The 22,795-nt window shown below is 70.7% G+C and carries 17 protein-coding genes, 5 tRNA genes and 1 riboswitch; of the genes, 12 read left to right on the top strand and 10 right to left on the bottom strand.

Annotated features, from left to right (window positions below; genetic code table 11):
- The first annotated feature begins 567 nt into the window (after nucleotides 1-567).
- Both ACIBX3_RS55125 and ACIBX3_RS55120 read left to right on the top strand, forming a co-directional pair.
- The gene (locus tag ACIBX3_RS55125; RefSeq protein WP_397128834.1) at nucleotides 568-864 is read left to right on the top strand and encodes a hypothetical protein; all 297 of its coding nucleotides are present in this window, start codon (nucleotides 568-570) and stop codon (nucleotides 862-864) included.
- A gap of 10 nt (nucleotides 865-874) precedes the next feature.
- The gene (locus tag ACIBX3_RS55120; RefSeq protein ID WP_397128833.1) at nucleotides 875-3,676 is read left to right on the top strand and encodes an FAD-binding and (Fe-S)-binding domain-containing protein; all 2,802 of its coding nucleotides are present in this window, start codon (nucleotides 875-877) and stop codon (nucleotides 3,674-3,676) included.
- Between the two features lie 413 nt (nucleotides 3,677-4,089).
- On the opposite strand, the gene ACIBX3_RS55115 is transcribed toward ACIBX3_RS55120, so the two are convergent.
- Nucleotides 4,090-4,947, bottom strand: coding sequence for an SDR family NAD(P)-dependent oxidoreductase (locus ACIBX3_RS55115; RefSeq protein WP_397128832.1), 858 nt, complete (start codon nucleotides 4,945-4,947; stop codon nucleotides 4,090-4,092).
- A 135-nt stretch (nucleotides 4,948-5,082) separates the two neighbouring features.
- On the opposite strand from ACIBX3_RS55115, the gene ACIBX3_RS55110 reads away from it, so the two are divergent.
- The gene (locus ACIBX3_RS55110) at nucleotides 5,083-5,964 is read left to right on the top strand and encodes a helix-turn-helix domain-containing protein (RefSeq protein ID WP_397128831.1); all 882 of its coding nucleotides are present in this window, start codon (nucleotides 5,083-5,085) and stop codon (nucleotides 5,962-5,964) included.
- A gap of 92 nt (nucleotides 5,965-6,056) precedes the next feature.
- Here the strand turns inward: ACIBX3_RS55110 and ACIBX3_RS55105 are convergent, their stop codons facing one another.
- Nucleotides 6,057-7,280, bottom strand: a complete 1,224-nt coding sequence (locus tag ACIBX3_RS55105) for an alpha/beta hydrolase fold domain-containing protein (protein WP_397128830.1) — start codon at nucleotides 7,278-7,280, stop codon at nucleotides 6,057-6,059.
- Between the two features lie 108 nt (nucleotides 7,281-7,388).
- Between ACIBX3_RS55105 and ACIBX3_RS55100 the strand changes: the two genes are divergently transcribed.
- The 4 genes from ACIBX3_RS55100 (at nucleotide 7,389) to ACIBX3_RS55085 (ending at nucleotide 9,897) form a co-directional block, all read left to right on the top strand.
- Nucleotides 7,389-7,823 (top strand): alpha/beta hydrolase, encoded by a 435-nt coding sequence (locus tag ACIBX3_RS55100; protein WP_397128829.1) that lies wholly within the window; start codon nucleotides 7,389-7,391, stop codon nucleotides 7,821-7,823.
- Nucleotides 7,824-7,977: 154 nt separating this feature from the next.
- Nucleotides 7,978-8,571 carry a dihydrofolate reductase family protein gene (locus tag ACIBX3_RS55095; RefSeq protein WP_397128828.1) on the top strand — a complete coding sequence of 198 codons (594 nt, stop codon included), beginning with the start codon at nucleotides 7,978-7,980 and terminating at the stop codon, nucleotides 8,569-8,571.
- Nucleotides 8,568-9,488 carry an NAD-dependent epimerase/dehydratase family protein gene (locus ACIBX3_RS55090; protein ID WP_397128827.1) on the top strand — a complete coding sequence of 307 codons (921 nt, stop codon included), beginning with the start codon at nucleotides 8,568-8,570 and terminating at the stop codon, nucleotides 9,486-9,488. The genes ACIBX3_RS55095 and ACIBX3_RS55090 overlap by 4 nt, the downstream gene beginning before the upstream one ends.
- Nucleotides 9,489-9,513: 25 nt before the next feature.
- Nucleotides 9,514-9,897: a PPOX class F420-dependent oxidoreductase gene (locus ACIBX3_RS55085; protein ID WP_397128825.1), complete on the top strand. Its 384-nt coding sequence runs from the start codon at nucleotides 9,514-9,516 to the stop codon at nucleotides 9,895-9,897.
- 641 nt (nucleotides 9,898-10,538) lie between these two features.
- Here ACIBX3_RS55085 and ACIBX3_RS55080 read toward each other — a convergent pair.
- The 8 genes from ACIBX3_RS55080 to ACIBX3_RS55045 form a co-directional block, all read right to left on the bottom strand.
- A tRNA-Pro gene (locus tag ACIBX3_RS55080) sits at nucleotides 10,539-10,614 on the bottom strand.
- A gap of 355 nt (nucleotides 10,615-10,969) precedes the next feature.
- The gene (locus ACIBX3_RS55075; RefSeq protein ID WP_397128823.1) at nucleotides 10,970-12,004 is read right to left on the bottom strand and encodes a mechanosensitive ion channel family protein; all 1,035 of its coding nucleotides are present in this window, start codon (nucleotides 12,002-12,004) and stop codon (nucleotides 10,970-10,972) included.
- Nucleotides 12,005-12,060: 56 nt separating this feature from the next.
- Nucleotides 12,061-13,056, bottom strand: coding sequence for a ribonucleotide-diphosphate reductase subunit beta (locus ACIBX3_RS55070; RefSeq protein ID WP_397128822.1), 996 nt, complete (start codon nucleotides 13,054-13,056; stop codon nucleotides 12,061-12,063).
- Between the two features lie 157 nt (nucleotides 13,057-13,213).
- The gene (locus tag ACIBX3_RS55065; RefSeq protein ID WP_397128821.1) at nucleotides 13,214-15,406 is read right to left on the bottom strand and encodes a ribonucleoside-diphosphate reductase subunit alpha; all 2,193 of its coding nucleotides are present in this window, start codon (nucleotides 15,404-15,406) and stop codon (nucleotides 13,214-13,216) included.
- Nucleotides 15,407-15,494: 88 nt separating this feature from the next.
- Nucleotides 15,495-15,690: riboswitch (cobalamin riboswitch) on the bottom strand.
- 4 nt (nucleotides 15,691-15,694) lie between these two features.
- Entirely contained in the window at nucleotides 15,695-16,630 is a 936-nt protein-coding gene (locus ACIBX3_RS55060) for a tripartite tricarboxylate transporter substrate-binding protein (protein WP_397128820.1), read from the bottom strand.
- A 117-nt stretch (nucleotides 16,631-16,747) separates the two neighbouring features.
- A complete protein-coding gene (locus ACIBX3_RS55055; protein ID WP_397128818.1) occupies nucleotides 16,748-17,527 on the bottom strand; it encodes an SAM-dependent methyltransferase in 780 nt (259 codons plus the stop codon).
- A 60-nt stretch (nucleotides 17,528-17,587) separates the two neighbouring features.
- On the bottom strand, nucleotides 17,588-19,408 hold the full coding sequence (gene glmS, locus ACIBX3_RS55050; RefSeq protein WP_397128817.1) for a glutamine--fructose-6-phosphate transaminase (isomerizing): 1,821 nt from the start codon (nucleotides 19,406-19,408) through the stop codon (nucleotides 17,588-17,590).
- 16 nt (nucleotides 19,409-19,424) lie between these two features.
- Nucleotides 19,425-19,700 (bottom strand): hypothetical protein, encoded by a 276-nt coding sequence (locus ACIBX3_RS55045; protein WP_397128816.1) that lies wholly within the window; start codon nucleotides 19,698-19,700, stop codon nucleotides 19,425-19,427.
- Nucleotides 19,701-19,912: 212 nt separating this feature from the next.
- Between ACIBX3_RS55045 and ACIBX3_RS55040 the strand changes: the two genes are divergently transcribed.
- From ACIBX3_RS55040 to ACIBX3_RS55020, 5 genes are all read left to right on the top strand, one after another.
- Nucleotides 19,913-22,276 (top strand): N-acetylmuramoyl-L-alanine amidase, encoded by a 2,364-nt coding sequence (locus ACIBX3_RS55040; protein ID WP_397128815.1) that lies wholly within the window; start codon nucleotides 19,913-19,915, stop codon nucleotides 22,274-22,276.
- Between the two features lie 90 nt (nucleotides 22,277-22,366).
- Nucleotides 22,367-22,438, top strand: a tRNA-Gly gene (locus ACIBX3_RS55035).
- Between the two features lie 15 nt (nucleotides 22,439-22,453).
- Nucleotides 22,454-22,524, top strand: a tRNA-Cys gene (locus ACIBX3_RS55030).
- A gap of 49 nt (nucleotides 22,525-22,573) precedes the next feature.
- Nucleotides 22,574-22,645, top strand: a tRNA-Gly gene (locus ACIBX3_RS55025).
- 19 nt (nucleotides 22,646-22,664) lie between these two features.
- Nucleotides 22,665-22,739: transfer RNA gene (locus ACIBX3_RS55020), tRNA-Val, on the top strand.
- The last annotated feature ends 56 nt before the right edge of the window (nucleotides 22,740-22,795 follow it).

The following is a 22,795-nucleotide window of genomic DNA, read 5'->3' as shown; positions in this document are numbered from 1 at the left end:
CGGCGGCAGCCTTCGCCCGTACCCCTCCTGGACTCGACCGGCGCGTGAGCCACCAGGAGGGGCATTCTCGATGGCCGGGCGTCTGAGGAACAACCGGCAGCGCTCTCTGAGCCATCACCGCATCGCCTGATGCCTCCTCCAGGACGAACCGCTGGATGTCCTTGACCCGGCTTCCGTAGGCGAAGGCGGCCGGTTATGCCTTCTCGCCAAGGGCGGTCAGGGTTCGTTTCTCGGTGGCGGTGTGCAGATCGTGGTGGGGCCGCAGCGCCTCGCGGAACAGCGCCGCCGACCTGCCGACGTCGCCGTGACGGAGCTCGACCAGGCCGAGTGTCCATAGCGCCCAGGTGCAGGCCCATCCGGCGCCGTGCGTCTCCGCCTCGGCCAGGTATTCGCCGGTGGCGGTGCGGGCGCCTCCTGGGCTGAGGGCAAGCCGCCCAACACGTGCAACCCCTTGACCTCAAGAAAAACTTCCGACTGACCGCACGGGTCGCTCCTGGTATCCGCCGCCTCCCGGCCCGCGCTGGTCGAACAGGCGGGAACGCGCTGAGAGCCTTTCGCGCCGCCGGGGTGCGGCCGGGAGAGCGGCTGCTGATACTGGGCACGGGCACGATCGGCCTGCTGGCCGGAACACCGAGTATCCTCGATAGGCGAGACCTGGCGCTCCGGGACGTGACCGCAGTCGGCATCCTCGGCGGCTCGGCCGGGCCGGCGGGCACCATCGCCGCCCGCGCCGACGGTTCGGTGGACGCCCGCCCGCTGGAGGCCGCCACGGTCGGCCTGGCCGAGACCGCCGACATCCTGGCTGGGCACCGACCGTCCGATGCCAGGCCGGGCCCGAAGATCCACATCGATCCGAGACTGTGAGAAAGTACGCGTGACCAGCACAATGCGCATCCCCGATCCTGCCGTACTGGCGGCGGTGGAGGCAGCCGTCCCGGGGATCGCCCGCACGCGGGCCAGCGACCGGTTGGGCATGGCGCATGACGCCTCCCACTACCTGCTCACCCCGCAGGCCGTGCTGGTGCCCGAGAGCGCCGAGCAGGTGGCCGCGCTGCTGCGTACGGGCCTGCCGCTGACGTTCCGCTCGGGTGGCACCAGCCTGAGCGGGCAGGCGGTCAGCGAGCACCTGCTCGTCGACACCCGCCGCCACTTCCGCTCGATCGAGGTGCTGGACGACGGGGCGCGGGTACGCGTCCAGCCCGGCGCGGTGTTGCGGCAGGTCAACGCCCGCCTTGCCCCCTACCGCCGCAAACTCGGGCCGGACCCGGCGAGCGAGTCGGCGTGCACGATCGGCGGCGTCGTGGCCAACAACTCCAGCGGCATGACGTGCGGCACGCACGCCAACACGTATCGGACCCTGGAGTCGATGACGCTCGTGCTGCCCAGCGGCACCGTCATCGACACCGGCGCCCCCGACGCCGACGAACGCCTGCGCGTCCTGGAGCCCGGCCTGACCGAAGGGCTGCTCAGGCTGCGCGACCGGGTGCGCGGCAACCCCGGCTCGGTCCGCCGCATCACCACCCAGTTCTCGATCAAGAACACCATGGGGTACGGCCTCAACAGCTTCCTCGACCACTCCTCTCCGGCGCAGATCCTGGCCCACCTGATCATCGGCAGCGAGGGCACCCTGGGCTTCGTGGCCGAAGCCGTGCTGCGCACCGTCCCGGCCCATCGGCTCGCGGCCACCGGCCTGCTCGTCTTCCCGACCCTGCGGGCGGCGATGGCCGCCATGCCGCAGCTCGTCGAGGCCGCGCCCGCCGCCGTCGAACTGCTGGACGCCGAATCACTCCGTGTGGCCCGGACCGATCCCCAGGCGGACGACGTGCTGCGCACGCTCGCCGTCGCCGAGCACGCGGCCCTGCTGATCGAATGGCAGGAGTCCGACCCCGATCTGCTGGCAGGCCGGGAAAGCGTCGCCGAGCGGGTGTTCTCCGAGCTGACCCTGTCCGCGCCCGCGCGGCTCAGCAGGGACGCGGGCGGCCGGGCGGCGCTGTGGCACATCCGCAAGGGCCTGTACGCCTCCGTCGCCGGGGCTCGCCCCAGCGGCACCACCGCCCTCCTGGAGGATGTCGCCGTCCCGGTGCCCGCGCTGGCCGACCTGTGCGACGAGCTGACCGCCCTGCTCGCCCGGCACCGCTACGAGCGCAGCGTCATCTTCGGCCACGCCAAGGACGGCAACCTGCACTTCATGCTCAACGAGCGCTTCGCCACCGAGCTGGAGCGCTACGCCGCCTTCACCGAGGACATGGTGGAAGCCGTCCTGGCCCGTGGCGGCACGCTCAAGGCCGAGCACGGCACCGGCCGCGTCATGGCCCCGTTCGTCCGCCGCCAGTACGGCGACGAGCTGTACGAGGTGATGCGCGAGGTCAAGCGCCTGTGCGACCCGGCGGGCACGCTCAACCCCGGCGTCGTCCTCACCGACGATCCGAAGGCGCACCTGCGCGACCTCAAGACCGTCGTCACCGTCGAGCCCGAGGTCGACCGCTGCGTGGAGTGCGGCTATTGCGAGCCCGTCTGCCCCAGCCGCGACCTGACCACCACCCCGCGCCAGCGCATCGTGCTCCGACGGGAGCTGGCCGCCGCCCGCGAGGCCGGCGACCACGCCCTCGCCCGCGAACTCGAAGCCGAGTACGGCTACGACGCCGTGGACACCTGCGCTGTGGACGGCATGTGCGCCACCGCCTGCCCGGTCCTGATCAACACCGGTGATCTGACCAAACGCCTGCGCGCCGAACGCCACGGCCGTCTGGCTCAGAAGGGCGCGAAGACCGCCGCCGAGCACTGGACCGGGGTGACCAGGGCTCTTGACCTGGCACTGGACACGGCGAAGGCGGTCCCGCCCCGCCTCCCGGAGGCCGCCAGCCGCGCCGCCCGCGCGGTCACCGGCCCCGAGGCCGTTCCGCAGTGGACCCGCGACCTGCCGAGGGGCGGGAAGCGCCGCCGGCCGGAGCCGGTGCGGAACGCGGACGCCGTTTATGTCCCGTCCTGCCTGAACACGCTGTTCGCCCCGGCCGACGGCGGCCCCGGCGTGATGGACGCGTTCATCCGCCTGGCAGCGCGCGCGGGCGTGCGGCTGCACGTACCGGAGGGGATCGGCGGCCTGTGCTGCGGCACGCCCTGGTCGTCCAAGGGCTACACCGACGGCCACGAGACCATGGCCCGCCGCGTCCGCGACACCCTGCTCAGAGCAGCCGACGGCGGTCGCATCCCGATCGTCAGCGACGCCGCCTCCTGCACCGAGGCATTCCACCGGCTGACCGCTTCAGCGGGAGAAGGACCCGGCGCCGCCCTTCAGGTGCTCGACGCGGTCGCCTTCACCGCCGAGGAGCTCCTGCCGCGCCTGACCGTGCGCCGCCGCCGGCCTTCCCTGGCCCTGCACCCCACCTGCTCCTCCACCCGGCTCGGCCTGGACGCCGCCATGACCCGCATCGCCGAAGCGGTCGCGGAGCGGGTCGTCGTCCCGGACGGATGGCAGTGCTGCGCCTTCGCCGGCGACCGCGGCCTCCTCCACCCGGAGCTCACCGCCTCGGCCACCCGCGCCGAAGCCGCCGCCGTGACGGCCGGGAACTTCGCCGAGCACGCCTCGGTCAACCGTACCTGCGAGCTCGGTCTCACCCGCGCGACCGGCCGGCCGTACCACCACCTCCTCGAACTCCTCGACCAGGCCACCGCCTGAGGGCACAGCGCCACGATCGCCGTCGCGGGGTTTCCCCTCCAGCTGCGGTCATACTGGTCCGGAGGCAATTCGATCATCACAGGTCGTTGCAATCGACAACCTCCGCATATCAACGTCCAGGACGCGCCGGCCCTCACGAGGCACCTGTCCACGGCCTGCCTCAATCGTCGTCGGATACCTCAGCGGCATGAGGGCGGGAGAGGTCATCGGCTTGACGCTCGGCTGCTGCCCAGAACCCGAAGACGACGGCACCGGAACGATCCGCTATGAGATCTACGGGAACGTCGTCGAAGGCGCCAGAGACGAGGAGGCCCCCAGCAGGAGGCAGAACCGGCGCAGCGGCCCTCCGACTGCCCTGCCACGAAGACCGGTGACGTCATCGCGCACCTGCGCCGCTTCCGGGCCGCTCCCCTTCAAGGCGAGGGCTCGGCGAGGTCCGGCGCGTGCGTCAGCCGCGTGGACGCCTCCCACAGTCGCAGGCTCAGCGCCGCGTCGCGCGCCTGTGGGCCGCGCGGGTCCTCGATGTCGAGCCGGTTGAGGAACCGCCCGTTGACGCCGGCCGGGTCGTCGGTGGCGACCAGGTGCTCCAGCGGCTCGGCCCCCTGCTCGGGCGTGATCGCGGGACTGAACCGGGAGTGCATGAGCAGCGCTGCCAGCCGGTTGTCCCGGAAGGCGTCGGTGGCGGTCAGACCCGGGTGGAAGGCGGCGGTGGTCACGGTCGTGCCCGCGGCGCGCCGGGCCAGTTCCCGGGTGAACAGCAGTGTGGCGAGCTTGGTCATGCCGTACACCCGCATCATCCGGTAGCGGCGGCGGGCGGTGGTGAGGTCGTCCAGGTCGATTCTGGCGTACCGGTAGGCGTCGCTGCCGGTGTTGATGACACGCGCGTCCGGCGACTGCCGCAGCCGTTCCAGCAGCAGGGCGGTGAGCAGGAACGGCGCCAGGTGGTTGATCTGGAAGGTGCGCTCGTGCCCGTCGGGGGTCAGGGCGCGGGAGGAGAACAGGGCGCCGGCGTTGTTGGCCAGGGCGTCGATGCGGGGATAGCGCTCCAGTAGTTCCCCGGCGAGGCGGCGGACGTCGTCGAGGCGGCCGAAGTCGGCCAGGTGGGCGTGCGCGCCCGCGCTTTCCGCCACGGCGCGGGTGGCCTCGGGCGAGCGGCCGACCACGGCCACGGTGGCGCCGCGGGCGGCCAGCCGGCGCGCCGCCGCGGCGCCGATGCCTGAGCTCGCCCCGGTGATGACCACCGTCGTGCCGTGCAGGCTCCGCTCAGCCATGGTGACGTCCTCGCGTGCTGAATGTGAACATGGACCTGAACCTTGGCGGCGACCGGCCCGGCTTGCCAGGGTTCCGCCGATCCTGGGGGTGGCAGGACCAGGCTGAACCCTCCGCGGGCTCATAAGCTGGGGCGCATGACGAGCCGGGAGCACACCGTCCTGGGCGACTACCTGCGCGCCCGCCGCGAGCTGCTGCGTCCGCAGGACGCCGGGCTGCCCGCCGGTCAGGGCCGCCGGCGGGTGCCCGGGCTGCGGCGCGAGGAGCTCGCTCTGCTCGCCGGCATCAGCGCCGACTACTACCTGCGACTGGAGCAGGGACGCGACCGGCGCCCCTCGCCGCAGGTCCTGGACGCCCTGGCCGGCGCGCTGGGACTGGACGAGGCGGCGCGGGCCCACCTGCATCGCCTGGCCGAGCAGGAGCAGCAGCCGCGCCGCCGCCCGCGGCGGGCCCCGGAGCGGGTGGTGCCCGGCCTGCGGCGGCTGCTCGAGTCCGCCTTCGGCGCCCCGGCCTACGTCCAAGGCCGGCTGATGGACGTCCTGGCCGCCAACGGCCTGGCCCAAGCGCTGTCGCCGGCGTACGCACCGGGCACCAACGTGGTGCGGGCCATGTTCCTGGAGCCGGGACTGGCGCAGACCCACGACGTCGGGGAACACGATCTGGCGGGCCTGGTCGCCTGCCTGCGCCGCCAGGTGGGCCCCGACGTGGACGACCCCCGGCTGACGGAACTCGTCGGCGAGCTGTCGGTCCGCAGCGAGCCGTTCCGGCGGTTGTGGGCCCGCCAGGACGTCCGCGCCCCCGCCCGCGGCCCGCTGCGCCTGCACCACCCCCAGGTGGGGCCGCTGGAACTGCACTACGAGAAGCTGCTCGTGCCGGACGCCCGCGACCAGCAGGTCGTCGTGCTCAGCGCCGAGCCGGGCAGTCCGAGCGCCGAAGCGCTCACTCTTCTGGGGGCCCTCCAGGAGCCGGGCGTGTACGAGTCCCGAAGGACCACCTCAGCTGACCATCAAGCCCCTTGACCAGTGGCTCACCGCCTCGGAGCCAGCAGCGATCAAGCACCATTCACCCTCCGGCATCGCCAGCCCGCTCAGTGGAAGTCGTTGGGATTTCCTCAGCCGGCTACGCGGCGGGTGAAAGCGCCCGCGCGCTCCAGCGCGTCTGCGGCCTCCGGCAGGAACGACCAGAAGTAGTGGAAAACGTGGGCGGACACCGGGTAGAGCTCCAGCCGCGCGTCGATGCCGTACGACCGGGCCCTTTCGGTGAGCCGGTGGGCGTCGCCGGCCAGCGGGTCGGCGGTGCCTGCCTGCAGGAGCATCGGCGGCAGGCCGGACAGGTCCGCGGTGAGCGGGCTGACCCGCGGGTCGCCGGGATCGTGACCGGCCAGGTACGCGGCCGCGAACCGGCGTAGCTGCCGGGGATCGATGGCCGGCTGTGGCTCCTGCTCATCGGGTGGCCGCGCGTCGCCCGTCAGGTCCACCCAAGGGCAGAGCAGCAGGACCCGGCCGGGTTGCGGCAACTGCTGCTCCTTGAGGGTCATCAGCAGGGAGAGGACCAGCCCGGCGCCGGCGGAGTCACCTCCAACGGTGATCCCGGCCGCGGGAGTCCCCGTGTCCAGCATCCACCTGTACGCGCGCAACGCGTCGTCCACGGCCGCCGGGAACGGATGTTCCGGCGCCAGCCGGTAGTCAGGCACCAGTACGCCGGCACCGGTCGCGAGCGCGAGCGCCCCGCCCAGCGGGCGGAACCCGAAGGCGGACCCGGCCACGTACGCGCCGCCGTGCAGGTGCAGCAGGGCCGGCGGGCGGTCGGCCACCTCGGCCACCACCAGGGCCGGCACCCCGCCGGCGTTGACCGGCCGTACGCCGACCCCTTCCGGCAGCGTGAGTCCGGCGTGGAAGTCCTCCACCGCGGCGCGGAACCGCTGGATCTCGGTGCCGGCGCGAGTCAGGTCGCGGACTGGCTGCCAGGCCCTGGCGGCCCGCTCTGCCAGCTCACCGCCCACCGATCGGGTCGTCGAGATCGCGTCGTCGAGATCGCTCAGCAGGCGGCGCGCCCGGTCCAGCAAGGCGTCGCCGGCCAGCGTGAGCTCCACCCGGTGCGTCGAGCGGCGCAGCAGGTCGCTGCCGACCAGCCGCTCGAGCGTGCGGATCTGCCTGCTCAGCGCCGGCTGGGACAGGTAGAGGCGGGCGGCGGCCCGGCCGAAGTTGAGCTCGTCGGCGACCGCCACGAAGGCCCGCAGGTGCCGCAGCTCGATCGCGTCGGGCGCGGCCGGCAGCGGCAGCACCCGCCCGGGCGGCTGCTGCCGCTCGTCCTGTCTCTGCTCGTCGACGGCCATGCCGGCATTATTCACCCGCCGCGTGCCGCCGCGTGATGCTTGGTCGGCAAGACTGCCATGCACCATCGGCCTTTCCCCTGAGGACCGTGCCGATGCGAGCCTCTACACATGCCCGATCATGCAGCCGTACGGCTGGTCGCCGACACCCGGCTGCGGGGTGTCGCCGGGCCGCTGCCGGTGCGCACGTACTGGCCGGAGGCGACCCGGACCGCGCCGATGCTGGTGTTCCTGCCGGCCGACGGCATCGAACGCGCGGATGCGCTCTGCCGCGCCGTGTGCTCGGGCGCCGGGATGGTGGTCTTGTGCGTGTCGTACCGGAAACCGCTCTGGCCGGACGGGCAGTGCGACGCGATCCTGGCCACCGAGTGGGCCGCCGACCACGCCCGCGAACTGAACGCCGACCCCGATCGCCTGCTGCTGGCCGGCGAAGGCGTCGGCGCCGAGCTGGCTACGGCCGTCGCCTCGCACGCACGCGAGCGGGGATGGCCGCCGCTGGTCCACCTCACGATCGGCGAACTCCTCGACCACGCCCACGACAGATAGGAAGTGCGGTGCAGGAAAACACTCTTGCTCGCGGCCGATGCCGCCCTCGTCCTGGCGTCTGACGCGGGCGACCGGCAGCGGTCAAGAACGCCTGCGACGCCCACCGATTCTTCGGCTTCCCCCAAGCCGGCTGACCAACAGCGAAAGGAAAGACATGAGCAAGGTCATCAGCGCCCACGCCGTCTCGGTCGACGGCTACATCACCGGCCGCGACCCCGGCGCCGGACGCGGCCTCGGCGACGCGAACATGCTGTTCGACTGGTACTTCAACGGCGACACACCCAGCCAGACGTTCGACGGATTCAAACTCAGCGAACCCAGCGCCCGCCTCTTCGACACTCTCGCCGGACGCGTGGGCGCGATCGTGGCCGGCCGCAACACCTACGACGACTCCGACCACTTCGGAGGCGGCAGCCCGCACCCGGCAGCCCCGCTGATCCTCCTCAGCCACCGGCCCGCCCCAGAAGTCACCGAGCGGCAGACGCTGGTCACCACCGGAATCGAGGACGCGGTCGCGGCTGCCCGACAGGCCGCCGGCGGCAAGGACGTCGGCCTCATGGGCGGCGGTGTGCTGGCCTCCGCGCTGGAAGCGGGGCTGGTCGATGAGGTGATCCTCCACCAGGTGCCCGTCCTGCTGGGCGCCGGTCGCAGCTTCTTCCAGGAGCTCCCGAAGCACGTGCACCTGCGCCTGGTGGAGGCCGTCCCGGCCCCCGGCGTGACCCACCTGCACTACGAGGTGGCCCGATGATCCTCATCACCGGAGGGCTGGGAATGATCGGCGCCCACACCGCCCGCGCGCTCGCCGACGTCGGACACCAGGTCGTCGTCACCGCACACCGCCGGACCGAGGTCCCGTCGTTCCTCGCCGGCCGGGTCATCGTGGAACCCCTCGACGTCACCGACCGGGACGCCTTCCTGTCCCTCGCCGGTCGCCACGACATCAGCGACATCGTCCACCTCGCCGGCGGCATCCCCGGCACCGACCCGGTCGGCTTCCTCCGTACGGACATGATCGGCCTGCTCAACGCGCTGGAGGCCGCCCGCGTCCGGGGCGTGCGCAGGTTCGCCGTCGCCAGCAGCCTCGGCGTGTACGTCGGCCGCAGCGAGATGCGCTGGCACGAGGAACTCGCGCTGCCTGCCGCGCAACTGCCGCACCTGATCGTCGCCTTCAAGAAGGCCGTCGAGCCGCTGACCACGCACAGCCTCCAGGGCACCGGGGTCCAGCCGGTCGTGTTGCGGATCGGGAGCATCTGGGGACCGCTGATGGACCCGGAATCACCGTTCAACCCCATCCCGCCGTACATCAGTGCTGCACTCCGCGGTGAGCAGCCGCGGCCGCTGTACGCCGACGACGGCGGCGACAGCTGCTACGCACCCGACGCCGGGCGCGCGATCGCCCTGCTGATGACCGCGCCAACCCTGCGGCACACCACCTACAACGTCTCCAGCGGCCGGCCGTTCACCAACCGCGAGCTCGCGGACGCCCTGCGGGCGATCATCCCCGGCCCGCGGCTCGACCTGCTGCCCGGACGGCAGAGCGGCCCCGGCGACAACCCCTACCTGGACATCACCCGGCTCACCCACGACACCGGCTTCACGCCGGCCTTCGACATCGCCAAGGCGGTCGCCGACTACGTCGCCTGGCGCGCCGACAACCCCCGCTGACAATCCCCGCTGAAGGAGCACCCCCATGCTTGACCCCGACGTGCGCCACGTCCTCGACGGCACCTCGATCGCGCACCTCGCCACCGTCCTGCCGGACGGCTCGCCCCACACCACTCCCGTCTACATCGGCACCCAGGGCGAGCGAATCGTCTTCTTCACCGGCCCGAACATGCGCAAAGCACGCAACCTGCGCCGCGACCCCCGGCTGGCGCTGTCCATCGCGCCCGTCGACAACCCGTTCGAGCCCGTTGTCGTCCGTGGGCGGGTCGTCGAATGGCTCGAGGGCGACGCGGCGTGGGAGATCATCGACCGGCTGGCCACCAAATACACCGGTGTGCCCTACCCGCGAGGGCAGGAGCGCGTCGTGGTGGTGATCGAGCCCGAGCGACAAACCGTCGGTGTCGGCTGAGCAGCCCCCCAGTCCATCCCGAGGAGAGCGCGCCCGTCGCCGAGTCGGCTGAAGCACTCACCTGGAGTCAACATCCCCAACGACAGTGGGACCAGAGATCTTCACGAAACGCCGGCTCGGTGGCTGGTGTACCCGTCACCGAGACTGTCTACCGCGAGCGACTCCGCCCCGTCATCCTCAACGGCGCAGAGGCCATGGACCAGATCTTCAGGGACACGTAGTCGCTCACCTAGTCATCCAGCAACGCAGAGGGCCGTGCATCGACACCGGGCTCCACGGGAGGCAGTCTCTGTCGTGAGGCCTGGTACGGATCTGCCGCGCGAAGGAGATACGGGCGGCCGATTTCGGTCGCGGTGGCGATGACCGCCGGATGCGCCAGTCATAGCGTTCTTCGGCGGCCTTCCAGCCGCGCCCCGCGCCGCCCGCGCGGAGCACGCCGATCACGGAACAGGCAGACGACGATGCAGACGATCGCCTGGCACTCCTGCAAGAACGGCCCGGACGACCGGACGGGCTGGAGCGGCTGGACCCCGGGCCTGGCTGGCGTGGGCCGTGCCCGGGGTGAGGGTTGGGTCCGGCCGGGGGGCGCCATTCCCGTCGGCCAGGCCGTGACCCGCGGCCCTTTTCTTTCAGGGCCGTCGTCCGAGTGGCAGGATTCGAACCTGCGATGCTCCTGCTCCCAAGGCAGGCGGGGTGACCAAACTCCCCCACACTCGGTCATGAATGAAACAAGCCGCCTCGGATATTTCGAGACGGCTTTCCTGAAATCCTTGGGGATTATCCGGAAAGCCTCCGCGGCAGCTCAGGGAGGGCCGCGAGCGGTCGGGTGATGCTCAGGTCGCGCACTTCGCCGCCTTCCTTCCGCGTTCCTTCTTCGTCGTTGGACAATGTCTACGGTAAACGGATGATCGGCGCGCATGCCACATATTTATTGGGGGAAGAACGGCGGCGGATCATGGCCGGGGTGATCGTGCTCGCGGGTGTCACCGTCTGGCGGCTCTGGCGGCTCAGGGGCAGAGGCAGAGGCAGAGGCAGAGGCAGAGGCAGAGGCAGAGGCAGAGGCAGGTGATGGTTACGGCGTGCGGTCGAGGGGCACGCCGGCGCGGGTTTCCGGGGTTTCGACGCGGAAGCGGGGCAGGGCCTCGGGGTAGTTGTCCCGGACGTAGTCGACGAGGAACTCGCGTACGTCGCACTTGAGGTCCCAGGCGGACGCCGAGTCGGCGGCGCTCATGAGGGCACGCAGCTCGATGAGCCCGTTCGGCAGCACCTCGGTGACCTGGAGGGTCCAGTCCTTCTGGTCCCACAGCGGGTTGCCCTGCAGGTACTCGTACAGCGCCTCGCGCAGATTCTTCACGGGCACCGACCAGTCCACGCGCAGGAACACCACGGCGAGCACCCGGCTGCCATGCCTGGTCCAGTTCTCGAACGGGGTCTGGGTGAAATAGTTGACCGGCAGGACCAGCCGCCGCTCGTCCCACAGGCGCAGCACCACGTACGTGAGCGTGAGCTCCTCGACCCTGCCCCACTCGTCCTCCACCACGACCACGTCGTCGAGGCGCAGCGCGTCGCTGAAGGCGAGCTGAAGCCCGGCGAGCATGTTGCCGATGGTGGGCTGGGCGGCGATGCCGACGATGGCGCCGGCGATGCCGGCCGAGGCGAGCAGCCCGGCGCCGAGGGCCCGCACCTGCGGGAAGGAGAAGAGCATCGCGCCGGCCGCGACCACGATGATGACGGCGGCGGCGACCCGGCGGACCAGCGCGATCTGCGTCCTGATCCGCCGCGCCCGCCGGTTGCGCTCGCCTTCGACCTGCACAAGCCGCTCGAGCACGACGTCCGTCAGCGCGTACGCGGCCTGAATGATCAACCAGGTGACCGCGCCGATCATGACCAGGCCGAGCACCCGCTCGACCGTGCCGGCGAGGCTGCGTTCGGACGGCGAGTCGCCGAACATGCCCGGCCCGAACACCAGGTTGAACGCCACCATGGCGGCGACCGTGAACGCGGGCCACGTGCAGTGCTCCACCAGATGCCGGGCGAGCGCGAACTTGCGCCCGGCCCTGTTCAGCATCCGCCGCACCACTTCAACCAGGAGGATCGATCCGATCACGGATATCACGAGAATCGGCCAGTCCGCTGGAGACTGCACGCTTATGCCCCCAATGTCTAGAATGTTTCGTCAAAGGTCACATTGCCCTCAACCGCCACTTGGTAAGCAGATACACGACGTTCGAAGAAGTTCGCCAGCTCCTGCACGTCCTGAAGCTCCATGAACGCGAAGGGGTTGGCGGAACCGTAGCGGCGGGGCAGGCCGAGCCGGGCCAGGCGCTGGTCGGCGACGTACTCAAGATACCGGCGCATCTGGTCCGCGCCCATTCCGGGCATGCCGTCGCCGCACAGGTCCTCGGCGAAGGCCAGCTCGGCGGCCACGGCCTCCTCCAGCATGCCGGTCACCTGCTTGCCCAGCTCGTCGTCGAACAACGACGGCTCCTCGGCCCGCACCGTGTCCACGACGCTGAAGGCGAACTCCATGTGCATGGACTCGTCCCTGAACACCCAGTTCGTCCCGGTGGCCAGCCCGCCGAGCAGGCCCCGGGAGCGGAACCAGTACACGTACGCGAAGGCGCCGTAGAAGAACAGGCCCTCGATGCAGGCGGCGAAGCAGATGAGGTTGAGCAGGAACCGGCGGCGCTGGTCCGCCGTCTCCAGCCGCTCCAGCCCGTTGATCGCGTCGATCCACTTGAAGCAGAATTCCGCCTTGTTCCTGATCGAGGGGATGTGCTCGATGGCGGCGAAGGCCTTCACCCGCTCGTCGGGATCGGGGAGATAGGTGTCGAGCAGAGTCAGGTAGAACTGCACGTGCACGGCCTCCTCGAACAGCTGCCTGCTCAGGTAGAGGCGCGCTTCCGGGGCGTTGACGTGCTGGTAGAGGTTGAGCACGAGGTTGTTGGCGACGATGGAGTCGCCGGTGGCGAAGAACGCGACCAGCCGGTTGATCAGATGCCGCTCCTGCGCGGTCATCTTGGCCAGGTCGGCGAGGTCGGTGTGCAGGTCCACCTCCTCGACCGTCCACGTGTTCCGGATGGCGGCGCGGTAACGCTCGTAGAAGTCCGGATAACGCATCGGGCGGAGAGTCAGGTCCATTCCGGGGTCGAGCAGCAACGCTTCTCCTCAAAGATCAAAAACATTCTTCGTTTACGGCCGGCCGAGGTCACCGCACGCGCCGCACGGGGCGGGGGTCTGTCATGGCCGGTCGTGAAGGCTCACGGGGTGCGCGCCGTTACGAGCGCGTCGTGGGCCGCGTTCTTCGGTGAAGCGGTCACTGGCAGGCTTCGCAGGATTCCGGGTTCTCGAGGGAGCAGGCGACCGCCTCCGCCTGGACCGTGGTCTGGGCGATGCGGGTGGCGGGGCGTGAGCGCAGGTAATAGGTGGTCTTCAGGCCCTTCTTCCACGCGTAGGCGTACATCGAGGACAGCTTGCCGATCGACGGGCTGGCCATGAAGAGGTTGAGCGACTGCGACTGGTCGATGTACGGCTGCCGCGCCGCCGCCAGGTCGATCAGCACCTTCTGCGGCAGCTCCCACGCCGTCCGGTAGAGGACCTTGAGATCGTCGGGAATGCCGGGGATCGGCTGGACCGAGCCGTCGGCCCGCTTGATGTCGTCGCGCATGCGCTGCGTCCACAGCCCGCGCTCCTGCAGGTCGGCCACCAGGTAGCGGTTGACCTGCAGGAACTCGCCGGACAGGGTCTCGCGCTTGAACACGTTGGACACCTGCGGCTCGATGCACTCGTAGCAGCCGGCGATGGAGGCGATCGTGGCGGTCGGCGCGATGGCGATCATGAGCGAGTTGCGCAGGCCGGTGACGGCGATCTTCGCCCGCACCGCGTCCCAGGACGGCGTGCTGCCCGCGTAGTGGTCGGGATGCAGCACGCCGCCGGCCGCGCGGGTGTCGGCGTACGACGGGTGCCGGCCGCTCTCGGCGGCCAGGTCGGCCGAGGTGTCGTACGCGGCCAGCGCGATCTCCTCGGCGATCCGCGTGGACAGCGCGAGAGCCCGCGGCGAGTCGAACGGGAGCCGCAGCGTGAAGAACACGTCGGCCAGTCCCATCACGCCGAGCCCGATCGGCCGCCACCGCTTGTTGGCCGCCTCGGCCTCGGGCGTCGGGTAGAAGCCCAGGTCGATGGTGCGGTCGAGGAAGCGCACGGCCGTGCGCACGGTGCGGCGCAGCCGCTCCCAGTCCATGCCCTCACCTGGGTCCCCGCCGGCCAGGTGAGCAGCCAGATTGACCGAGCCGAGGTTGCACACGGCCGTCTCGGCGTCGCTGGTGACCTCGAGGATCTCGGTGCACAGGTTGGACAGGTGGATGACGTTCTCGGGGCGGGCGGTCTGGTTGGAGGTGCGGTTGGCGGCGTCCTTGAACGTCATCCAGCCGTTGCCGGTCTGGGCGAGGGTGCGCATCATGCGGCCGTACAGGGTCCGCGCGGGGATCTGCCGGACATATCGCTTATCGGCCTCATAGGCCCGGTACGCCGCCGTGAAGGCGTCCCCGTACAGGTCCGTGAGGTCGGGCACCTCCTGCGGGTCGAACAGCGACCAGACCTCGTCGGCCTCCACCCGGCGCATGAACTCGTCGGGCACCCAGTTGGCCAGGTTGAGGTTGTGGGTGCGGCGGGCGTCCTCGCCGGTGTTGTCACGCAGCTCCAGGAACTCCTCGATGTCGGCGTGCCACGTCTCCAGGTAGACGCAGGCCGCGCCCTTGCGCCGCCCGCCCTGGTTGACCGCCGCGACCGAGGAGTCGAGCGTGCGCAGCCACGGGACGATGCCGTTGGAGTGGCCGTTCGTGCCGCGGATCAGGGAGCCGCGCGAGCGCACCCGGGTCCAGGAGATGCCGATGCCGCCGGCGTACTTGGACAGCCGGGCGACCTGGCCGTACCGGTCGTAGATCGCCTCCAGCTCGTCGCGCGGCGAGTCGAGCAGGAAGCACGACGACAGCTGCGGCCGGCGCGCGCCCGCGTTGAACAGCGTGGGCGAGCTGGGCAGGTACGACAGCGTGGACATCAGCGCGTACAGCTCGGCGGCCTCGGCCACCGTCTCCGACAGGCCGCAGGCCACCCGCAGGAAGAAGTGCTGCGGCCGCTCCAGCACCGCCCGCGTCTCGGGGTGGCGCAGCAGGTAGCGATCGTAGACGGTGCGCAGGCCGAAGTACTCGAACCGGCCGTCGGCCGCTTCCGACACCAGCGCGTCCAGCTCGGCGGCGTGCGCGGCGACGAACGCGGCCAGCCCGTCCTGGATCAGCCCGGCCGCGTGGGTGGCGGCGATCGACTCGGAGAACGACCGCACCCCGTGGCCGGCCGCCTCGTCGGCGATCTCCTCGGCCAGGAGCCGGGCGGCGATCCGGGAGTTGGCGGGATCGGCGATCACCCGGGCGGCGGCCTCCTCGATGGCCAGCCGGCGGTCGGCCTGCGACCTTCCTGCGGCCCCGGCCTGCGCCTCCTCAACGACCTGCGTCACGTGCTCTCTCCTCGCGAGCTCTTGCCTGGCGAGGGCACGCGAGAGCAGGCGGCAAGCCGCGGCGCTCCCCCGGCCCTCCCTCGAGGCCATGGACAGTCACGCCGCTGGCAGGTCTTCGGGCTCGCGGGCGTGCTCAATGGCTCCTACTGGCCGTCGCTTCCCAGATCGCTCCAGTGCTCATGACGGCGGTCGTTCCCGCTCACCGCTGCGGGGCAGCCCCGGAATCGCACCGGGTTCCCTTTTGCTCCGCCTCCAGGAGGCGAACCAGCGACGATCAGGATCCTACATCTAGTGGCCGTTCCCGCAACCAGTCCCGCATGTTGTGGCCTTGGTCGCGTCGACCAGCCCGAGGTCCCGCAGCACGGCACGCGTGCGCTCGGCCTCGGAGGCGAGCCACAGCACGAAGTCGTCGCCGCCGAGCGGGATCGAGACCCACCCGGCCGCCCGGCAGGCAGCCTGCCAGCCGGGAGAGCCGGTCACGGCCTCGCACATGCGGACGGCCGACTCACGGCTTTCGTCCGGCATGTCGTCGGGGCCGAAGGCGCCCGACCAGTCGGCGAAGTCGACGCGCACGCCGGACTCCAGCAGCGTCGGCGCGTCGAGGCCGGGGACCCGGCCGGCCGCGGACACCGCCAGCGCCCGCACCCGGCCGCCGGCGATGCTCTCGCGCCAGTCGGCGAACGGCCCGGCGGCGGCCGCGGCCTTGCCGGACAGCAGTGCCACCACGGCCTCCTGGCTGCTGGGGTAGCCGGTGTAGTCGACCTGCCTGGTGTCGGCGCCGAGCCCCTTGGCGATCAGGCCGAACAGCAGGTGGGCGGGCTCCCCCTGCGGCCCGCCGGCCAGCAGTGTCTGCCCTGGCCGGGCGAGCAGGTGGGCGCCGAACGCGTCGAAGTCCTTGAAGCGGGAGTTCGCGGGCACGACGACGACCTCGACCTCGCCGGCGAGCCTGGACAGCGGGGTGGTGACGTCGAGGAGCGTCTGGCCGTTGTTCAGCTCGGCGGCGGCCAGGGCGGGCAGGCCGGTCACGGTGATCTTCGTGCCGGCGGCGGTCTCGTATCCGGCCGCGCGGGCCGCGCTGACGAACGCCTGCCCGACCTTGCTCCAGCGGCGCCCGCCCGGGTTGATCGAGAACGCCGCGCGCAGGCCGGTGACGTGCTCCACTCCACAGCCGGCCGCGCACACGGCCGCGCCGAGCCCCCATGCGAAGAACCGCCGACGGCGCATGTGCCTCTCCCCCGAGCTTCGCGAGTTCCCCCTTACCCTAAGTTATTTACGCATTACAGAGAGATACACATGCGCGTCACGCCAAGCCTCGCGCCCGAAATATCGCGCTTTATTTGATCAAATGGCCTGTTTTTTTGCCACGCCCGCCATAAGCGACGACGGCAGCGACCAGTCCCCCACCAATTTGGGCCGGTCAGGCCGCCAGTCGACAGCCTGTACGAGCCCCGGCGGGTCCAGCGCGAAGTCTCCGAAAAAGGCGCGGATCTCGGCAGGCGTGCGGTCGGCTCCCGCGGCGGACGTGGACGTGCCGCGGTTGGCGCCCCGGGCGCGCTCGTCGTCGTCCAGGCGGCCCATCGTGGTGGCGTGGCTGATCACCAAGTGGCTGCCCGGCGCCACCCGCTCGCGCAGCCGGGCCACCGCCTCCTGCGGCCGCGCCGAGTCGGGCACGAAGTGCAGGATCGACACCAGCAGCACCCCGACCGGCTTGTCCAGGTCGAGGAACATTCCGGCCTTGGCCAGCACGTCGTCGGCGTCGAGGAAATCGGCCTCGACGAAGGCCGCCCTGCTCGGATCACCGAGCAGGGCCCTGGAGTGCGCGGCCACGACGGGGTCGTGATCGACATAGACGACCCGGGCAACGGGAGCGACCTCGTGCGCGCTGCCCTGGGTCGGCAGCCCGCTGCCCAAGTCGAGGAACTGGCGAACGCCCGCGGCGGCCACGTAGCGCACGGCGCGCTGAAGGAAGGCCCGGTTGGCGCGGGCCAGCGGGACCGCCTCCGGGATCAGCTCCGCGAGCTGCTCGATGGCCTGGCGGTCGACCGCGAAGTTGTCCTTCCCGCCGAGCATGTAGTCGTACATGCGTGCGAGATTGGGCCGTTGTTGGTCGAACTGCCGCACAGTATTGAATTTATGTCGTCTTCAGCCGGATAACGAGGTTTGAGGCTGAATTGACGTCAATTACTCGACCGTAACGCTCTTGGCGAGATTACGCGGCTTGTCCACGTCGCGGCCGAGCGCGACCGCCGCGTGGTATGCGAGCAACTGGAGCGGGATCGTGAGCAGGATGGGGTCGAGCTCGATCTCGTTCTTGGGGATCACGATGACGTCGTCGGCCAGCTTGGCCTCCGGCTCGCGGTGGCCCACCATGAGCACCCGGCCCCCGCGGGCGCGGATCTCGCCGAGCGTGGTGAGGTTCTTGTCGAGCAGCTCGTCGTCGGGGACGACCGCGACCGTCGGCATGTCGGGGCCGATCAGGGCGAGCGGGCCGTGCTTGAGCTCGCTGGCCGGGTAAGCCTCGGCGTGCACGTACGAGATCTCCTTGAGCTTCTGCGCGCCCTCCCTGGCCACCGGGTAGCCGCGCACCCGGCCGACGAACATCATGCTCGCGTGCGTGGCGTACTTCTGCGCCAGCTCGGCGATCTTGTCGCTCTGGGTGAGGATGTCCTCGATCTGCCCGGGCAGCCGGCGCAGACCCTCCACGATGCGCCGCCCGTCGGCCGGCGACAGGTCACGCACCCGGCCCAGGTGCAGCGCCAGCAGCGCGAACGCCACCGCGGTCGAGCTGAACGCCTTGGTCGAGGCCACCGAGACCTCGGGCCCCGCGTGCAGATAGATGCCGCCGTCGACCTCGCGGGCGATGGCGCTGCCCACGGCGTTGACGATGCCGATGACCCGGCCGCCCTTGCGCTTGAGCTCCTGTACGGCGGCGAGCGTGTCGTACGTCTCCCCCGACTGGCTGATCGCGACGTAGAGCGTGTCGGGGTCGACGACCGGGTTGCGGTAGCGGAACTCGCTGGCCGGCTCGGCGTCGGCCGGGATGCGCGCCAGCTCCTCGATGAGCTGCGCGCCGATCTGCCCCGAGTAGTACGCGGAACCGCAGCCGATGATCTTGACGCGGCGGAAGCCCCGCGTCTCGCGGGCGTCCATGTTCAGGCCGCCGAGGTGCGCCACGTGGAAACGCTCGTCGAGGCGGCCGCTCATGGTGCGGGTGATCGTCTCGGGCTGCTCGGAGATCTCCTTGAGCAGGTAGTGCTCGTAACCGCCGGTGTCGTAGTGGCCGGCGTCCCAGTCGACGGTCAGCGGCTCCTTGGCCGTCTCGCGCGCGTCGCTGGCGAAGGTGTGGAAGCCGTCGGCCTTGAGCACGGCCAGCTCGCCGTCCTCCAGGTGCACGACCTGGCGCGTGTAACGGACCAGGGCGGCCACGTCGGACGCGGCGAACATCTCCTTCTCGCCGATGCCGAGCACGATCGGGCTGCCGTTGCGCGCCACGACCACCTCGCCGGGCCGCTCGGCGTCGATGACGGCGATGCCGTACGTGCCGACGATGCTCTTGAGCGTCTTCCTGACCGCCTCCTCGAGGGAGTCGTTCTCGTCGACCGCGTTGGCGATCAGGTGGGCGAGCACCTCGGTGTCGGTCTCGGAGGCGAACTCGACGCCGTCGGCGACCAGCTTGGCGCGCAGCTCGCCGGCGTTCTCGATGATGCCGTTGTGCACGACCGCGATGCGCTGGTCGGACGACAGGTGCGGGTGGGCGTTCTCGTCGCTCGGCACGCCGTGCGTGGCCCACCGGGTGTGCCCGATGCCGAGGCCGCCCTTGAACCTGGCCGGCACGACCTTGGCCAGGTCGGCCACCCGGCCCTTGCACTTGCGGACCTTCAGTCCTTTGTTGGACACCACGATCCCGGCCGAGTCGTAGCCTCGGTACTCAAGCCGCGCCATGCCCTCCAGCAGGATGGGCGCGGCGTCCTTGGGGCCTACGTAGGCCACGATTCCGCACATCGAGGTCTCCTCCGCTTTATCCGTAGACAATCCTGCGGAGCTGTCGGAGTGACAGCTCCGGCGCGGCCACCCGCCGGCCGCGTAACTCGGCGGCGATCCTGGGGAAGATCTCGTCGTTGGTGCGCCCGCGCGTCTTCAGCTCGCCGTGGCGGCGCCGCACGAACTCCTCGGTGGACTCGGAGAAGTACGACAGCACGTCGGCGACCACGCGGGCGGCCTCTCCGGGACCGAGGGGGCTCGTCCTGGTGAGGTGGGCGATGAGATCTTCGTAAGGATGCCGTGCCGTGGACACAGAGGAGGACACTACGCATCTGGAACGAGACACGCCAACATCCTGCCCGATATCGGGCAGGGTTTAACTCCAGAGGATGCCCGCGCGGCCCATGCCCCGCCTGAAACGTCCCGCCGCGAACCTCACGAGTCTCATCTGACCCGTCTGACACATCCCTTTCTGGGAATCGTTACGTTGAGTAGTCGCATCGTGACGTTCTACGGGGAGATGTCATGCGCCTCTGGCTCGCCGCCATTTTGACCGCCGGCGCGCTCACCGCGCCTGGGGAGGATCTCGCGTCGAGGGCCTCCACGCCGCTCGCCTCGGGACGGCAGGACGATTTCGCCGCCGCCGCGCGTGAGTTCGGGGTGCCGGTGAGCGTGCTGCTCGGGGTCGCCTATCTGGGTTCCCGATGGGACGCGCACGGGGGGTGGCCGAGCACCGCCGGCGGGTACGGGCCGATGCACCTGGTGGACACGATCCCCGTGGCCGCCTCGGCGATCGGGGACGCACTGGGAGACGCCCGGGGGGACGACGCCCGTCCCATGCCGCGCCGGCCCGCCGCTCCCCCGGCCGGGGCCCTGCGTGCGGCTTCGCCGCCTGCGACGCTGCCCGAGGCCGGGCGGCTGGCCGGGGTCGAGCCCGCCCGGCTGCGCGACGATCCGGCCGCGAACATCCGCGCCGGCGCCGCACTGCTCTCCTCCTACCAGGGCCGTCCCAGCACCGACCCCGCCGACTGGTACGACGCGGTCGCCCGCTACTCGGGGGCGGACGATCCGGTCGCGGCGCGGCAGTTCGCGGACGAGGTGTTCGCGGTGATGAGGGAGGGGATGGAGCGGACGACCGACGACGGGCATCTGGTACGGCTCGACCCCGTTCCGGACCTGCGGCCTCCGCACACCGACGCGGAGAACAAGTCCTCAGGGCCCGCGGGGTTCCCAGGAGACGGCGCCGAGCAGGCGGACGACGGCACGCGACCTCCCGCCGACGCGCCGGCCGACGGCGGCACGCGACCTCCCGCCTACACGCCGGCGGACGGTGGCGCCCTGCCCGGCCTTGATGCGCCGGCGAATGCCGGCATGTGGTCCCCCACCGGTGGAGAGCCCGGCACCGGCGGCGACCCCGGCGCCACCGAGGGCTCCGACGACGGCGGGAGCCACCTCGACGGCGCGGAGCCGCGCACCGGGAACCAGATCGGGATGGGAGAAGGGCCCGGCACTGGGGACCAGATCGGGTTGGGAGAAGAGCCGGGCATCGGGGACCAGTCGGGGATGGGAGAGGAGCCGGGCGCCGGGGACGGGCCGGACGTCGGCGAGGAGAGCGCGGACGGTGACCCGGCCTCGGCGAAGGAGCCGCTCTCGCAGGGCGGATATGCCGAGCCCGCCGGGCCGCCGGTGCAGGGCGCCGGGCAGGCGGAGTGTCCCTCCTCCCTGGCCTGCGAATGGATGCCCGCCGCCTACCAGCGCTTCGGCAAGAAGAAGAACAAGGACTACGGCAATCACGACCGCATGATCCGGCCCCGGGACGTCGACTACATCGTCATCCACGACACCGAGGGCACGTACCAGGGCATCCCCTCCATGATCCGCAACCCGAAGTACGTGAGCTGGCACTACACGATCCGCTCCCGGGACGGACATGTCGCCCAGCACGTGGCGACGAAGGACATCGCCTGGCACGCGGGCAACTGGGACGTCAACACCCGGTCGATCGGCATCGAGCACGAGGGCTACCTGGCCAAGGGCGGGACGTGGTACACGGAGGCGATGTACCGGGCCTCGGCCAAGCTCGTCAGGTATCTGGCCGACGAACACGGCATCCCGCTCAACCGCGCCCACATCCTCGGCCACGACAACGTGCCGGGCACCACCCCGAAAACCGTCCCCGGCATGCACGAGGACCCCGGCCCGTACTGGGACTGGGCCCACTACTTCGACCTGATGAAGAGGCCGCTGAGGGGGGTGAAGGACGGGGACTCCGTCATGATCCGCCCGTCGTACCACGCCAACCGGCCCCGCTTCACCGGCTGTGAGACCACCAGGGCCGGCAAGCGGTGCTCGCCGCACGGCGCCGCCACGGTCTGGCTGCACACGGCGCCGAGCGAGAGCGCCCCGCTGGTCACGGACGTGGGCAAGCACGGGAACAAGCCCAGCTCGTACAGCGTGTACGACCACGCCGCGCGCGCCTCGACGGGCCAGCGCTTCGCCGTCGCGGCGCGGCAGGGGGACTGGACGGCGATCTGGTACCTGGGGCAGAAGGCGTGGTTCCACAATCCGGCCTCCGAGCCCACCGCCGTCCCCGCCGAGGGGCCCCTGGTCACACCCTTGAGACCCGGCACCAAGGTGTACGGCCGGGCGTATCCCGAGAAGTCCGCCTACACGCGGGCGACGTACCAGCCGCTGACGCCGCTCCAGTACAAGATCGGCCCGGGGCAGACGTACACGGTGGGCGACACGATCACCGGCTCCTACTACGCGGCGGACGCGTTCAGCCCGTCCAAGCACGTCACCACCACGGGGAAGACCCGCTACCACCAGATCCAGCTGGGCCACCGGGTGATGTTCGTCATGGCGAAGGACGTGCGCGTGATCGGTTGAATTCGCCCTGCGAGCCGCTGAGTGCGCACGGACACTCCGCGGAGACGATATGGTTTTCCCGTGGCCCGGCGCACGTCGCCGGGGGTTCACGCGGAAGTGGCTCAGTGGTAGAGCATCACCTTGCCAAGGTGAGGGTCGCGGGTTCGAATCCCGTCTTCCGCTCGGAGCGAGACTCCTGGTGGAGTGGCCGAGAGGCGAGGCAGCGGCCTGCAAAGCCGTCTACACGGGTTCAAATCCCGTCTCCACCTCTGCGACCGGCGGACCCTCCGGGATCCGCTAAAGTAAGTGCAGTGCCATGCGGAAGTGGCTCAGTGGTAGAGCATCACCTTGCCAAGGTGAGGGTCGCGGGTTCGAATCCCGTCTTCCGCTCTGAGTTTCAACTCAATACGGACGATTAGCTCAGCGGGAGAGCGCTTCCCTGACACGGAAGAGGTCACTGGTTCAATCCCAGTATCGTCCACCACACCCAAGAGCCCCAGCCCACGGCCCATGCCGGGAGTCTGGGGTTTCTTGTTGTGC

Source organism: Nonomuraea sp. NPDC049480 (assembly GCF_044465905.1).
Classification (GTDB): Bacteria; Actinomycetota; Actinomycetes; order Streptosporangiales; family Streptosporangiaceae; genus Nonomuraea.
This window is presented reverse-complemented; position numbering and strand designations above follow the sequence as displayed.